This is a genomic window from Alteribacter natronophilus, assembly GCF_006007885.1.
Classification (GTDB): Bacteria; Bacillota; Bacilli; order Bacillales; family Salisediminibacteriaceae; genus Alteribacter; species Alteribacter natronophilus.
Genome location: NZ_VCRO01000001.1, coordinates 496,883 through 511,585 on the forward strand (window position 1 = coordinate 496,883; position 14,703 = coordinate 511,585).

17 protein-coding genes are annotated in these 14,703 nt (G+C 49.0%); all 17 read left to right on the forward strand.

Annotation, left to right across the window (positions count from 1 at the left end; genetic code table 11):
- The first annotated feature begins 14 nt into the window (after nucleotides 1-14).
- The 17 genes from hslU (at nucleotide 15) to fliM (ending at nucleotide 14,643) form a co-directional block, all read left to right on the forward strand.
- Complete coding sequence (gene hslU, locus FGB90_RS02535; RefSeq protein ID WP_138808995.1) at nucleotides 15-1,412, forward strand: ATP-dependent protease ATPase subunit HslU; 1,398 nt, start codon at nucleotides 15-17, stop codon at nucleotides 1,410-1,412.
- A gap of 12 nt (nucleotides 1,413-1,424) precedes the next feature.
- A complete protein-coding gene (gene codY, locus FGB90_RS02540; protein ID WP_138808996.1) occupies nucleotides 1,425-2,201 on the forward strand; it encodes a GTP-sensing pleiotropic transcriptional regulator CodY in 777 nt (258 codons plus the stop codon).
- Between the two features lie 729 nt (nucleotides 2,202-2,930).
- Nucleotides 2,931-3,332 (forward strand): flagellar basal body rod protein FlgB, encoded by a 402-nt coding sequence (flgB, locus tag FGB90_RS02545; RefSeq protein ID WP_138808997.1) that lies wholly within the window; start codon nucleotides 2,931-2,933, stop codon nucleotides 3,330-3,332.
- Nucleotides 3,332-3,778 carry a flagellar basal body rod protein FlgC gene (gene flgC, locus FGB90_RS02550; RefSeq protein WP_171051669.1) on the forward strand — a complete coding sequence of 149 codons (447 nt, stop codon included), beginning with the start codon at nucleotides 3,332-3,334 and terminating at the stop codon, nucleotides 3,776-3,778. Before flgB ends, flgC begins: the two co-directional genes overlap by 1 nt.
- Nucleotides 3,779-3,801: 23 nt before the next feature.
- Nucleotides 3,802-4,107, forward strand: a complete 306-nt coding sequence (gene fliE, locus FGB90_RS02555; RefSeq protein WP_138808999.1) for a flagellar hook-basal body complex protein FliE — start codon at nucleotides 3,802-3,804, stop codon at nucleotides 4,105-4,107.
- Between the two features lie 237 nt (nucleotides 4,108-4,344).
- On the forward strand, nucleotides 4,345-5,934 hold the full coding sequence (fliF, locus tag FGB90_RS02560; protein WP_138809000.1) for a flagellar basal-body MS-ring/collar protein FliF: 1,590 nt from the start codon (nucleotides 4,345-4,347) through the stop codon (nucleotides 5,932-5,934).
- Between the two features lie 10 nt (nucleotides 5,935-5,944).
- Entirely contained in the window at nucleotides 5,945-6,955 is a 1,011-nt protein-coding gene (gene fliG / locus FGB90_RS02565; protein ID WP_138809001.1) for a flagellar motor switch protein FliG, read from the forward strand.
- Nucleotides 6,948-7,718 carry a flagellar assembly protein FliH gene (fliH, locus tag FGB90_RS02570; protein WP_138809002.1) on the forward strand — a complete coding sequence of 257 codons (771 nt, stop codon included), beginning with the start codon at nucleotides 6,948-6,950 and terminating at the stop codon, nucleotides 7,716-7,718. Before fliG ends, fliH begins: the two co-directional genes overlap by 8 nt.
- A 1-nt stretch (nucleotide 7,719) precedes the next feature.
- Entirely contained in the window at nucleotides 7,720-9,030 is a 1,311-nt protein-coding gene (gene fliI / locus FGB90_RS02575; protein ID WP_138809003.1) for a flagellar protein export ATPase FliI, read from the forward strand.
- Between the two features lie 5 nt (nucleotides 9,031-9,035).
- Nucleotides 9,036-9,473: a flagellar export protein FliJ gene (gene fliJ, locus FGB90_RS02580; protein ID WP_171051670.1), complete on the forward strand. Its 438-nt coding sequence runs from the start codon at nucleotides 9,036-9,038 to the stop codon at nucleotides 9,471-9,473.
- A gap of 14 nt (nucleotides 9,474-9,487) precedes the next feature.
- Complete coding sequence (locus FGB90_RS02585) at nucleotides 9,488-10,042, forward strand: magnesium transporter MgtE N-terminal domain-containing protein (RefSeq protein ID WP_138809005.1); 555 nt, start codon at nucleotides 9,488-9,490, stop codon at nucleotides 10,040-10,042.
- A gap of 37 nt (nucleotides 10,043-10,079) precedes the next feature.
- Nucleotides 10,080-11,333: a flagellar hook-length control protein FliK gene (locus FGB90_RS02590; RefSeq protein ID WP_138809006.1), complete on the forward strand. Its 1,254-nt coding sequence runs from the start codon at nucleotides 10,080-10,082 to the stop codon at nucleotides 11,331-11,333.
- Between the two features lie 9 nt (nucleotides 11,334-11,342).
- Nucleotides 11,343-11,774 carry a flagellar hook assembly protein FlgD gene (flgD, locus tag FGB90_RS02595; protein WP_138809007.1) on the forward strand — a complete coding sequence of 144 codons (432 nt, stop codon included), beginning with the start codon at nucleotides 11,343-11,345 and terminating at the stop codon, nucleotides 11,772-11,774.
- A gap of 17 nt (nucleotides 11,775-11,791) precedes the next feature.
- Complete coding sequence (locus FGB90_RS02600) at nucleotides 11,792-12,169, forward strand: TIGR02530 family flagellar biosynthesis protein (protein WP_138809008.1); 378 nt, start codon at nucleotides 11,792-11,794, stop codon at nucleotides 12,167-12,169.
- 137 nt (nucleotides 12,170-12,306) lie between these two features.
- Nucleotides 12,307-13,137, forward strand: coding sequence for a flagellar basal body rod protein FlgG (flgG, locus tag FGB90_RS02605; RefSeq protein WP_138809009.1), 831 nt, complete (start codon nucleotides 12,307-12,309; stop codon nucleotides 13,135-13,137).
- A gap of 72 nt (nucleotides 13,138-13,209) precedes the next feature.
- Nucleotides 13,210-13,641, forward strand: a complete 432-nt coding sequence (gene fliL / locus FGB90_RS02610; RefSeq protein ID WP_138809010.1) for a flagellar basal body-associated protein FliL — start codon at nucleotides 13,210-13,212, stop codon at nucleotides 13,639-13,641.
- 27 nt (nucleotides 13,642-13,668) lie between these two features.
- The gene (gene fliM / locus FGB90_RS02615; RefSeq protein ID WP_246056028.1) at nucleotides 13,669-14,643 is read left to right on the forward strand and encodes a flagellar motor switch protein FliM; all 975 of its coding nucleotides are present in this window, start codon (nucleotides 13,669-13,671) and stop codon (nucleotides 14,641-14,643) included.
- Nucleotides 14,644-14,703: the final 60 nt, after the last annotated feature.

A 14,703-nucleotide genomic window follows, 5' to 3' on the forward strand; every position in this document is an offset into this window, starting at 1 on the left:
AGGAGGCAGACAGAATGAGTCAATCCTTTACACCTCGTCAAATTGTTGAACGGCTGGATCAGTATATTGTGGGACAGTCGGGAGCCAAGCGCTCTGTAGCGGTAGCGCTTCGGAACCGGTACAGAAGATCGAAGCTGGATGAAAGCATCCGCGATGAAATAACGCCGAAAAACATCCTCATGATCGGTCCTACGGGGGTCGGTAAGACCGAAATTGCGAGGCGTCTGGCAAAGCTTACGGGTGCCCCTTTCGTAAAAGTCGAAGCAACGAAATTTACTGAAGTCGGCTATGTGGGCAGGGATGTGGAGTCCATGGTGCGTGATCTTGTTGAAACCTCAATCAGAATAGAAAAGGATCAGCGTATGCAGAGCGTAAGGGATCAGGCCGAGCAGAATGCCAATGCCCGCCTTGTTGAACTGTTGGTACCATCCCGCAAAAAGGATGCAAACCACAAGAATCCGTTTGAAATGCTCTTTGGAGGGAATCAGGATAACCAGCAGGACACATCCGATCAGCAGGAAGAAGAAGGTATCAAGGACCGCAGAAAACGGACCGCACAGAAGCTTGCCATGGGAGAACTTGAAGATCATCATGTGTCTGTGGAAGTGGAAGAGCAGCAGGGAAACTTTATGGATATGTTCCAGGGGTCCGGTATGGAGCAGATGGGCATGAACATGCAGGATATGCTTGGGAACATGATGCCCAAAAAGAAAAAAAAGCGCCGTCTCACTGTAAAAGAGGCAAGAAAAGTGCTGACGGATGATGAGGCCCAGAAGCTCATCGACATGGACGAAGTCACACAGCAGGCGGTCATCCGGGCTGAACAGAACGGGATGATCTTTATCGACGAAATCGATAAGGTGGCAGGAAAAGGTCAGCAGCAGTCTGCCGATGTTTCCCGTGAAGGTGTCCAGCGCGATATTCTTCCGATCGTGGAAGGCTCAACGGTGATGACAAAATACGGTCCGGTAAAAACAGATCACATGCTGTTCGTTGCTGCGGGAGCGTTTCACTTTTCAAAGCCTTCTGATCTCATTCCGGAACTTCAGGGGCGCTTTCCGATTCGTGTGGAGCTTTCCAGCTTGACTGTTGAGGATTTTGTCCGTATTCTTGTAGAGCCGGATAACGCTCTGATCAAACAATATAAGGCACTTCTTGAAACAGAAGGTATACATTTAAAATTTTCTGACGAAACTGTTCGTAAGATTGCCGAGATTGCAGCTAAAGTAAATGAAGAAACTGAAAATATCGGAGCACGCAGGCTCCACACAATTCTTGAGAGACTGCTTGAAGATCTGTCCTTTGAAGCATCGGACATCAATCTTGAAGAAGTAGTGATCACACCTCAATACGTGGAAGAAAAACTCGAAAATGTGGCAAAGAACAGGGACTTGAGCCAATATATTCTATAGGGAGGATCTACGATGGATCTATTGACAAAAACAAGAAAAATTAATGAACTACTCCAGAAAACCGGAGGACAGTCGGTAAACTTCAAGGACGTAGCGGTCACTCTCCGTGATGTAATTGAAGCAAACACTTTTATTGTAAGCCGGCGCGGAAAGCTGCTTGGCTATGCTATCAAGCAGGAAATCGAAAACGAGCGTATGAAGCAGATGCTGGAGGACCGTCAGTTTCCGGAAGAATACACATCCGGCCTTTTCAAAGTGGAGGAGACTTCCTCCAACCTTGATATAGACAGCGAATATACGGCGTTTCCGGTGGAGAACCGTGATCTTTTTGAGCAGGGTCTTACTACCATTGTACCAATTCAGGGGGGAGGCCAGCGTCTGGGGACACTGATCCTGGCCCGCCTGTCTGATTCTTTCGATGATGACGACCTTCTCCTTGCCGAGTATGGTTCGACAGTAGTAGGAATGGAAATTCTGCATGAAAAAACAGAGGAAATTGAACAGGAAGCCCGCTCCAAAGCAGTGGTGCAGATGGCGATCAGCTCCCTGTCCTACAGCGAACTGGAAGCTGTAGAGCACATCTTCGAGGAACTCGAAGGTAATGAGGGGCTGCTTGTTGCCAGTAAGATTGCCGACCGCGTGGGCATTACCCGCTCTGTTATCGTAAACGCCCTCCGTAAACTTGAAAGTGCCGGTGTAATTGAATCCCGTTCCCTGGGAATGAAAGGTACGTACATTAAAGTACTCAACGATAAGTTCCTTGTTGAACTTGATAAACTTAAAAACTAAACCATTGTTAAAAGCTGCTGGGACAAAGCTCAGCTAAATAGAAGGGCCCTCACCGTTGGTGAGGGCCTTTTGCTTTGGGCAGTATTATATATGTATGTTGATTGTTCAAAAATACACTCGCTTGCCGCGGGCAAGGCTTCAGCTAACCGGGGAGGTACTTCTGCTTCTTCCTCTGCAAGTTGAACTTCGAAGCTGTCTGCGTCGAAGCAGCTCGAAGCCTACACAGGGTGTAAACGCTCGCAGCTCTTGCTTTTCCCGCAGGCGTCTTGTGATTTTTGAACAATCAACATACCTTAATTTATTTTAATATATTTTCTGAACGCCGGCTTTTTGGGAACGCAAATTCATCATATCCGAGCATTCCCTGAAACTTCTGACCTTGTTTTCACGCGGTGTGAGAACGAGAAAGGTAATGAGCCAAAAGTCACGAAGGGAAACAGCAGAAGTTCCCCTCTCCGGACCTTCAGACAGAATGCGCAAAGCTTACGGATCTCTTTCCCTGCAATACTGAATGTTTGTAATTACGCGCTTTGTCTGCTTCAGGTTAACACCATCTCCTGGGCTCTATGTTTACCGGGACAGCAAATTAGGTCTTTTTTACACAAAATAATGCATTTCTCTACACCGTTAGACAATACCTGGTTCTTTCTATAAAATACGACTAGGTAGAAGGTTTAAATATTTCTGCAATTCCGGAGATGATATTACATTTAAGGATGTGCTGATGTAATGGATATATTAAATAATTCAACCAACCGGCTTCTTGAATCGGCGCTGAATGCTTCCATGACCCGTCAGCGTACGATATCGAACAACATAGCAAACGCAGATACACCAAACTACAAGGCCAGGAGGACTGTTTTCGGGAATGAGCTCTCGAAAGCGTCGGGGCGCCTGGAAATGGAAGCGAACCGGACGGATCACCGTCATCTTCAATTCGGGGGAAATCCCCGGGGGGATGCAGTCGTAGTGAGAGATGGATCCACAGTCATGAACAATAACGGCAATAATGTGGATATGGATCGGGAAATGGCAAAACTTGCTGAAAATCAGCTTTACTACCAGGCGATTTCCGACAGAATGCACGGAAGATTTCAATCCGTTCAGACTGTACTCGGCAAAGGGAGGTAATGAGAATGTTTCATGGAATGAATATTTCTGCTTCCGCACTGACTGCCCAGCGGCTTAGAATGGATGTTACTTCTGCTAATATGGCAAATGCCGATTCCACGAGAGGGAGACTGGTAGAAGGTGAATGGGAGCCGTACAGGAGAAAAATGACTGTCATGGAAGCGGGCGGGGATTCGTTTGCAAACCATCTGACGCGGGCAAAAGGTACTTCAGACGGAAACGGGGTAAAAGTCACCGGAATTGTCGAAGATCAGACCCCTTTTAAACAGGTGTATAACCCCGAACACCCGGATGCAGGTGAGGATGGGTATGTAGCCATGCCCAATGTGGATCCACTCAAGGAAATGGTTGACATGATGAATGCCACCAGGGCATATGAAGCGAACGTAACCGCTCTGGACGCACATAAAAATATGCTTATGAAAGCAATGGAAATTGGCAGATAAAACAAGGAAAGAGGGAAAGCAGTATGGATCCAGTTATGAAAACCGGTGCTTCTGTCATGGCACCTCTCACCAGTCAGATAAGACAGCCGGTCTCGGCCGGAGATAAAGGGGAGTCCTTTTCTTCCTGGCTTAACGGCGCGATTGGTGATGTAAACCAGAAGCAGATTGATTCCCAGGACATGACGGCAAAACTTGTCCGAGGCGAAAACGTCGATCTACATAATGTGATGATTACCTCCCAGAAGGCAGGCATCGCCCTTCAGACCACTGTCGAAGTACGTGATAAGGCAATTGAGGCCTACCAGGAAATGATGCGCATGCAGGTGTGACCTGTAAGTACATAAACGGATCGTGAACCGAAGCATCGGCCTCTTGGTTTCTTTACCTACATATTCGCCCCTGAAAAATGATTTCAGGGGGTCTTTCACGGTATTTATCGGATAAAACTCTGCAATTGTTAAGCAATTATAAAAAATTTACAAATTTATTTCCTGAAATAATGTCAGTTTTTCCGGTAACCTGCCGGAGAACGGCGGGAAATTAGGAAAAAGAATCAGGGAGGAGCCATGAACGAAACAATTACAGCATGGAAAAGCAGGACCATGGAAATGTGGTCTTCGCGCACCAAAAAAGAAAAAGGAATTCTGGCAGGCTCCGTCCTTCTGGGAGCCGTTCTCCTGATTGGATTATTAATGTTTACAATGAGGACCTCCTACGCCCCTTTATATACAAATCTCACTGCCCAGGAAACAGGTGAGGTAAAAGCCACGCTGGATGCGAGGGGAGTGGATTCCCGTATTGACGAGTCCGGTTCTGTCATAAAAGTGCCGTCAGGGATGGTGGATGAATTAAAGGTTGAACTGGCCGCGGAAGGCCTGCCACGTTCCGGATCGATTGACTACAGTTCGTTCCAGGAAAACATGGGGTTTGGGACCACAGATAAGGAATTCAGCGTTATTGAACGGGGACTGATTCAATCTGAACTGGAGAACCTGATTCGCGGTATAGACGGCGTGCAGTCCGCACAGGTTATGGTGACCATGCCGGAAGCGAGCCATTGGCTGCACGGGGAAGAGCGGTCAGCGTCTGCATCGGTCATCCTTCACCTGACTCCAGGGTCTGCTCTTCAGCAGGAGCAGGTCAGGGCCCTTTACCACCTCGTTTCCAGAAGTGTGCCTGACCTTCCGGAAGAAAACATTGTGATGATGGACCAGATGTCCAGGTACTATGAATATGAGGATACTGCTAACAGCAATACAGCGCTGTCTGCGTACGAGCAGCAGCGGCAGATAAGGCAGGATGTAGAACGTGACATTCAGCGTCAGCTCCAGCAGATGCTCGGAACCATGATGGGGCCGGATAAAGTGCTGGTTTCGGTTTCAACTGACATTGATTTCACTAAAGAGAACAGACTGGAGGAACTTGTCACACCGGTGGATGAAGAAAACATGGAAGGGCTGGCAGTGAGTGTGGAACGGATCACGGAAACCTACACCGGCAATGAACCTGACGAAGCTGGAGTTGACGGCACCGGAGAAACCGATATTCCCGGCTATCCCGGTCTCACTGATTCAGGTGAAGGGGATTACGAGCGGATTGAAGAGCGGATCAATCACGATTTTAACCGGGTTACACGGGAAATCGAGGAAAGTCCCTACCAGGTGATGGATCTCGGTATTCAGGTGATGGTGGAACCGCCGGACCCTGAAGATCCTCTTTCCCTTCCGCAGGAACGGCTGGATGATATTACAGAGATTCTGAGTCAGGTCGTGAGGACTTCCATCTCCAACGATGTTCTCGCCCAGTGGGAGGAAAATGAGATCGAGGAACGGATTTTTGTATCAGCCCAGCCGTTTACAGGAAACACACCGCCTGGGGAGAGCCCCCGTACCGCATTTTCGTGGTGGTCATGGGTGATTCCGGCTGTACTTGCCGTGGCTGTCGCTGTACTCGTGGTCATGCTTCTGAAGCGGAGAAAGGCAGTTGAGGAGTCTGATAGAAGCATCCTCATGGAGAACGAAACCACTGCACAGGAACAGCTTGGTGCAGCCCGGGATTCAGAAGAAGTGGCGAGGAGAAAGCAGCTGGAAAAACTGGCAAAGGAAAAGCCGGAGGAGTTTTCAAAACTCGTAAGAACCTGGCTTTCGGAAGAATAGGAGGATCGGTATGACAGATGACAAAAAACTTACGGGGAAACAGAAAGCCGCTGTCCTCCTGATATCTCTCGGTCCGGATGTTTCCGCCAGCGTATACAAGCACCTTACGGAAGAGGAAATTGAGGATCTCACGCTTGAAATTTCCAACGTCAGGAAAGTAAATTCAACGACTAAAGAATACGTTCTTACACAATTTCACCAGATGGCGAAAGCGCAGGACTACATATCCCAGGGCGGGATCGGATATGCAAAAGATGTACTGGAAAAAGCGCTCGGTGAAAAAGAGGCAATGTCCATTATAAACCGCCTTACTTCAACACTTCAGGTGAAGCCGTTTGATTTTGCCAGAAAGGCTGATCCGGGACAGATCAGGAACTTTATACAAAATGAGCATCCACAGACGATCGCGCTCATTCTCTCCTATCTTGAAAGTGAGCAGTCCGGCCAGGTTCTGTCCTCGCTTCCTCAGCACGTACAGGCTGATGTAGCAAGGAGGATTGCAACTATGGAAGGGACAACGCCAGAAATTATAAGCGAAGTGGAAGCCATTCTCGAGCAGAAGCTCAGTGCCACTGTGACTCAGGATTATACAAAAGCCGGTGGTGTTGAAAGTGTTGTGGAAGTTCTGAACAGCGTGGACCGTACAACTGAGCGGACGATCCTTGACAGCCTCGAAATTAAGGATCCCGAACTTGCAGAGGAAATCAAGAAGCGCATGTTTGTATTTGAGGATATTGTAACGCTTGATAACCGCTCCATCCAGCGGATTATACGTGATGTGGAGAATGAAGATCTGCAGCTTTCCCTTAAAGTCGCTTCTGATGAAGTGAAAGAAACACTGTTTGGGAACATGTCCCAGCGCATGGCGGAAAACTTTAAAGAGGAAATGGAATACCTCGGTCCTGTGAGACTTAAGGATGTGGAGGAAGCCCAGACGCGGATTGTTACGGTGATCAGACATCTTGAAGAAACCGGGGAGATCGTCATTGCCCGCGGCGGAGGAGATGATGTGATTGTCTAGCATTGTAAAGAATCTGCCCTGCAGATCTTCCGGGAGAGTTATTTCAATTAAACAGATGGAAGTGAAAACCGGTCTCACGGAAGAGGCTGATACTGAGAAAGACAATGCCCGGAATCTGTCTTTGGAAAACGCCGGGGAGATTTTAAACAGGGCACGTGAGGAAGCGGGAAAACTGATCAGGGATGCTGAAGCAAAGGCAGCTGAAACCGAGAAGCAGATCGAGCAGACACTGGAAACTGCCAGGAGGGATGCACAGCTGCAGTATGAGGAAAGCAGGAAGAAGGGTTTTACAGAAGGGTTTGAAGACGGCAGAAAAGAAGGACTGGCGTCATGTGACGGTCTTTATGCGCAGGCCAGGGAGACAGTGGTTCAGTCGAAAGGCGATTACCGGAAAAAACTCACAGAGGCGGAGCCGGTTCTTCTTGAACTGGCCGCAGCTGTTTCAAAGAAAATAATCGGTGAAGCTCTGGGGCAGAACGGTAACTGGATCCGTTTTGTCCAGACAGCGGTTGACGAGGTGAGGGAAAGACAGGAGATTTCCATTTACGTTCACCCCGGCCGCTATGAACAGACTCTGCTTCATAAGCACGAATTTGAACAGATTGCGGCCAGAACCGATGAAGTGTTTGTTTACCCCGACCCTTCACTTCCCGACGATGGATGTGTCCTTGAAACCGAGAGCGGCAAGGTGGATGCAGGAGTAGACAGTCAGCTCTCGGAACTGAAAAACCAGCTGCATCAGCTTCTTGAAAAAGGGGATTAGAATGGGCATTCAAAATCTGATCAATGAAATTCCCGGGCTTCATTCTTTTCGCCACTACGGCCGGGTCACAAAGGTAACCGGACTGATGATTGAGTCCATAGGACCCCGTGCTTCAATCGGTGAGCTCTGCACGATTGAGGCAAACAGCGGACAGCGGAAAGTGATGGCCGAAGTCGTCGGGTTCAGGGATGAAAGGGTTCTTCTGATGCCCTATGATTCTGTGAATGATCTGGCTCCGGGAAGTCTCGTATCAAGCACGAGGTCCCCGCTGAAAATTCAGGTTGGTACCAGTCTTGTTGGGGAAGTCATTGACGGTCTTGGGCGTCCCCTTCAGCCTGAAAAAGCTTATAAAGGTCTTACTCCCGTTCAGGCGGACGGTTCCCCGCCGAACCCTCTGGAGCGTCCCAGAATTAAAGACCCACTCAGTATCGGGGTAAAGGCAATTGATGCTTTCCTGCCGGTAGGAAGAGGGCAGAGGCTCGGTATTTTTGCCGGAAGCGGTGTCGGTAAAAGTACGATGATGGCCATGATTGCAAAGCACTCCGAGGCCGATGTCATTGTTATTGGTCTGATTGGCGAGAGGGGCCGCGAAGTAAAAGACTTTCTCGAACGTGATCTGGGACCGGATGGACGGAAGAAATCCATCGTAGTAGCCGCCACATCGGATCAGCCTGCCCTGATGCGGATAAAAGGGGCAATGACAGCAACGGCAGTGGCGGAGTATTTCAGGGATCTCGGCATGAATGTGCTGCTTATGATGGACAGTGTAACGAGGTTTGCCATGGCTCAGCGTGAAATTGGACTGGCAATTGGAGAGCCTCCCACAACGAAAGGTTACACCCCTTCTGTTTTTGCCAGCCTGCCCCGTCTGCTCGAACGGAGCGGGACGAATCGGTTCGGTTCCATTACGGCTTTTTATACGGTTCTTGTAGATGGGGACGATCTTAACGACCCGGTTGCAGATGCGGTGAGAGGGATCCTCGACGGTCACCTTGTACTGGACAGAAAACTTGCCAACAAAGGCCAGTTCCCGGCCGTGAATCTATTAAAAAGTGTCAGCCGGGTTATGAAGGACATTTCCACTGAAGAGCACCAGCAGGCTGCAGACAGCGCCAGGAATCTCCTGTCAGTCTATTCGGAATCAGAGGATCTGATTAACATTGGTGCCTATAAACGGGGCTCAAGCACGGAAGTGGACAGGGCGATCGCGATGATGCCTGAACTTATTTCCTTTATTAAACAGGGTAATTCCGGGGGAGTCAGCCGGAATGAATCGGTGGAAAAACTGATAACTCTCATGCAGAAAGGATGAGCAGGGTGACATTTTCATTTTCCCTTCAGAACGTGCTGAAACTGAAAGAACATGAAAAAAAGGAAGCAGAACAGAAATTCTCCGCAGCCACCGGGGATTTTGAGAAAGCTGCCACCGGACTCTATGAACTTTTAAAGCAGAAGGAAAAGCTGGAAGAGGCATACGAACATGCTCTTGCCGAGGGCACGACCATATCCCGCCTTAATGATGTGAAAAACCAGATAGGTTTTCTTGAATCACTGATTGAGACAAGCAGGAAGACAACGGACAGGGCGAGGATGCGGATGCAGACATCCAGGTCAAAAGTAAGCCGGAAAGCTGCAGATGTGCTGAAATATGAAAAAATCCGAGGAATAAAACTGAGTGACTATAAGGAAGAGCAGAAAAACAGAGAAGCGAAGCAGCTTGACGATATTGCCCTTCAGCAGTACCTGAGAAAGTGATCGGAGGAAAACCAATGGGGGCCGAACAGAAAAAAACAAACAAGTTCCAGGCAGTTCTCTTTCTTATTGCTGTGCCGCTGCTTTTTGCAGGCATTCTCGGCTTTATTATTTTCACCCTGGCAGGGGAGGAGGCAAGGGAAGTGGTTTACAGTATTCCTGTTGCGGGTCCTCTTATCAAGCCGGATGGAGAGGTGGCCAGAGGAGGGCTGGAATCACGAATCGAGCAGCTTAAGGAAGAAAACGAAGGTTTAAACAGGGAAATCGCGCAGCTCGTTTATGAAATCGAACAGAAAGATCAGCTGATCTCAGAATTGGAGGAACCCGCGGATTCCGGAGAAGAGCCGGCCGCAGAAGCCGAAGAGGAGGAGCCGGCCGGGGACCGGCTGAGGGAGATGGTCCGCACACTTGAAGGTATGACCGCCTCAAGAGCGGCGGATATTCTGGAGAGTATGGAGGATCGTCAGGCCGCGCTTTACCTTGATGCGATGCGGACTTCCGAACGGTCACAGATTCTTGCCAGAATCGATGCAGAAAGGGCAGCGGGCATTATAGCGCTGATGAGTGAGTAATATCGTTCACTATTGTGAATGAAAAGGGGGTGAAAACATGAATGTTCAATTACAGACCCTGTCCCATCTGTTTCCCAGCCATGAGTCTGAGAGGAAAAAAGATACCGGTTCAGGGAAAAAACTTTTTTCAGGCTTACTCGATCTTCAGCAAAACAGAGAATTGAACGCCGGAGCTCCGGTGGCACGTGATCCCGATTCCGGTAACCGGGAGGATTTAATTCTGGGAAATCTCCTTTTAACTCTTTCAGAGCTGCCCATATACATAGATTTTCAGGACGTGGTTTCTGAGGAGGAAAATCTGCTGGAGCTTATCGGAGAATTGCCGGATGAATTGAAAGAAGAAGCTGAAATGCTGATATCGGAGTCTGAAACCATTCAGGAGCTCCTCAAAGCTGATCTGCCTGATGAGCTGAAACTGGAAGCCGTTTTTTCTGCTGTTGAAAGGATGCTGACAGGCGATTTCCTTAGCCGGGAAGAGCGGAGCAGACTTCTGAGCGGTTTCAGGGAGACCGTGCAGGCGTTCTTTATTTCTGCCGGGATGAAGGAAAGGAACGCGGACCAGTCAGTTAATCCGCCTCATGAAAACAGGACAGCAGAAAAGATACTCCACCGCCTGGAAGCTCTCCTCTCTAAAAATGAAGAACAGCTCGCAGAAAGGAACACAGCTGAGAACAGAGGAGAAAAAGGGGACCGGAATGCCCTGCTTCTGCCCAGTGAGCGTGAAAGGCTGCTTCGGTCCATCATTACCCGCCATACAGGCGAGCCGGAAGGGTATACAGGCAAAGTGGCGCGTCCGCCTGAGAGCCTGCAGTCTTTTTCCAGGGTGATGCCAGCTGTTCAGCAGCATAGCCTCCTGGCCGGGGAGGAGCAGAAACAGGAGGACAGAGTCCGTCTGCTTATAAGACAATTTGACTCTATTCTTTCCCAGAGAATTTTCAGACAGGAAAGTGTCCAACAGATTTCCGTACGCCTTCATCCTGAACACCTCGGCAAAATGGATGTGACGCTCACGCAGAACGCAGGGCAGCTCACAGCAAGAATAGCTGTTTCCGCTCCACTGACAAGAGAAATGGTTGAACAAAACATCCATCAGCTTCGCCAGGCATTCCTTCATCAGAACCTGAACGTTGAAAAGATTGAGATCAGCCAGCTGCCGGGCCAGGCAGATGAAGAACCGGACAGAAGGGACCGGGAAAAAGAGAATGAACAGCATGCAGAGACAGATGATTCATCCGGGGAGGTTACGGATTTCAGTAACATCCTTGAAGAAACGCTCAACATAAAAGTGTAGGTGAAAAAAATGGTTATGTCGGTTACAGACAGTCTCTATCTCGATGATTACAGAAAAGCAAAGAATGAGAAGCCGTCAGGTGATCTGGACAAAGATGCTTTCCTTAAAATACTCATCACGCAGCTTCAGAATCAGGACCCGTTAAATCCGATGGAAGATAAGGAATTTATCGCCCAGATGGCCCAGTTCACCTCACTGGAACAGCTGACGAACATTGGCACATCGGTTGAAAAAATGGCCGGTGGGACCGGGACGATTTCCGATTACGCTGAAATGATTGGCAAGCGGGTGGAATTCGAAGACGAAAGCAGCCTGATTACAGGCACAGTCACTTCTGTCACCTTTAAGGAGGGAACAGCGGCCTTCATTATTGACGGGGATAAAAAAATCAGCCCGGCTCAGGTGCGTCAAATGTCCCTTACCGGAGATGCAGCTGAGTGAAGAGGTGATGGAGCACCGTGAAAATAACGAATCATCGCGTACATGAACCTGTTTTTCCGCCGGTTAAAAACAGCAGAACAGCTTCCGATCCAGGTGCTGGATTTGCTGAAGCCCTCGCAGAAGCATCCGGGGGCAGGCTGAAAGTAAGCAGTCATGCGGAAAAAAGGATCAGCCAGCGTGGAATTGCCATCAGTGACCAGCTCTGGAGCAGAGTTGAAGCAGATGTAAATCAAGCAAAACATAAAGGTGTAAAGGATTCCCTTGTCCTTACAAAGGAAGCAGCATTCATCGTCAATGCGAGCTCGAGCACGGTAATTACAGCGATGCTGCGGGAAGAAGCATCATCACGCCTGTTTACCAACATTAACGGAACGATAATTATCGACGATCATTAACCTGTTCGGCCGGACCGGAAGGAAGCCGGATGCTGCTGACGGACTGACGCAGCGTCATCCAGGTGGGGGATACAGACAGACAATAAACTGCCGGGTCACGATAGCCGTGTCCCGCCGGTAAAAAAGGAGCTTTTACTATGATCAGATCCATGTACGCAAGTATCGGAGGTATGAAAAACTTTCAGACAAAGCTTGACGTAATCGGAAATAACATTGCCAACGTGAACACCCACGGTTTTAAAAAGGGACGCACCACGTTCCAGGATCTTGTAAGCCAGCAGGTGGGCGGCGCCAGTGCAGCAGCGGAAAACCGCGGGGGAACCAATCCCCTTCAGGTGGGGCTTGGATCGGGGATGAGTTCCATTGACACGATTCAGAATCAGGGCTCCCTTCAGTCAACCGGTCGTCAGCTTGATATGGCTATTTCAGGTGACGGGTATTTCATGGTGTCCGATGGTGGCGAGCCACAATATACCCGGGCAGGCAATTTTTATCTGGATAATGATGGCAACCTCGTAAACGGGTCAGGGATGATTGTTCAGGGATACGGATCGGATGGAGATGAGATCAATACTGATGAAGAACCGATTAATCTTGGTTTTGGGGAGTTGGGTGAGTTCGAGGGGTTTGATATATCCTCCACAGGGATCATAACTGCCATCCTGGAAGGCGGAGACACCCAGACAGTTGGTCAGATCGCTCTGGCAACATTCGATAATCCGGGAGGACTGGAGAAAACAGGAGATAACCTTTATCAGGTATCCAGTAATTCCGGTGCTCCTGCGGTCGACGTTTCAGGTACAGGGGGACGCGGTGACCTTGTAGGAGCCGCACTTGAGATGTCCAACGTGGATCTTGCTGAGGAATTCGCTGAGATGATCGTCGGTCAGCGAGGCTTTCAGGCCAATACACGGATGATTACAACATCGGATGAGATTCTGCAGGAGCTTGTCAATCTGAAACGATAGGGTCTTCAGGGGCGTGTATCCCCTGTTCCCGCTGAATAATGAAAAAACCAGGAACGACAGGGGGGCTGTCTTTTGTTTAAAAACCGTCTTGTTACCTATATGCTTATCATTTTATTTCTTATGACAGCTGCCGGCACTGCAGTTCTGTTCTTTGTATCCACTCCGGAGGAAAGCACGGAGGCACATGCAGAACCCGATCCGGACGAGGAAATCGCCATGCAGGTGGATACGGACCAGATTACGACCAACTTAAAGTCAGGCAATATAATCAGGACCCGTTTTGTCATCCAGCTCAGCACGGAAGAAGCGGCACAGGAGTTTGAGAAACGGAATTTCCAGGCCGAAAACGTCATTCTGCAGATGCTGGCCGATCTAGATGCAGCTGAGTTTGAAGGATCAGGTACGATCCGGGGGCTGGAGGAACAGCTGAAAACTGAATTTAACAGCCTGGTGCATTCAGGTGAAGTTACGCGGGTTTACACACAGGAATGGATCGTTCAGTGACAATAACCGGTTCCCGTGGAGAGGCAGGTGAGTTCAATCAGAAATCCAGAATCAAATACAGAGGAAATATATTCCAAATCGAGCGCCCGGCCAGGAAGCCGAAAAGAAAGGAAAGTCCGCAATTATGATTTTAAGCGGGCGCTGCGATTTTCAAAAGATCAGGTCAGGGGACTAACCAGAGTACATGAGAATTTTGCACGCCTTCTTACTACCCAGCTTTCCGCCCAGCTGAGAACTTTTGTGGAGATTCATGTGAGCCGGGTGGATCAGATTCCATACGAGGACTTTATCCGCTCTCTTCCTGAAAAAACCATTCTTACGGTTTTTGAACCGGTGCCGCTAGAAGGGCGGATGCTGATGGAAGTAAATCTTCCGATCGCTTACTCCATGCTTGACAGGCTCCTGGGAGGAAGCGGTGAAGAAGCATCAGAAAGTGAAGGGCTCACGGAGATTGAAACGAAAATAATGACACGGATCATCAGCAGGGCCCTGAATGCATTCAGGGAAGCGTGGCACTCCGTAGAGCCGTTCCAGCCCGAGATGAACGAACTTGAGCAGAATCCACAGTTCATTCAGCTCGTATCACCGAATGAAACGGTTGTTGTTATCTCACTTGAAGCAACCATCGGGGAAGTGACAGGACCCATCAATCTCTGCCTTCCGTATGTAGTAATCGAGCATCTGCTTCCGAAACTGTCAGTGCATATGTGGATGCAGACAAAACAGAAGGAGCGTCCTCTTCATGAAGAGGACAGCATCAGGGAGACAATTAAAAACGCAGCTCTGGATATTACTGTCGAGCTTGGTAAAACAGATGTTACTGTTCAGGAGCTTTTGAACCTCCAGAAGGGGGATGTGGTACGGCTCGGTTCCAGAGTGACAGATCCGCTCCTCGTAAACGTTGAAAGTGAACTCCGGTTTAAAGCGCAGCCCGGAAAACAGAAACAGAAGCTGGCGGTTCAGATTACAGAGGAAGTAGAGGAGGCTGACAGTTATGAATGATGAAAGATTGTCCCAGGAGGAAATTGACGCCCTTCTCAATGGAATAGAAGAGGAGCCGGA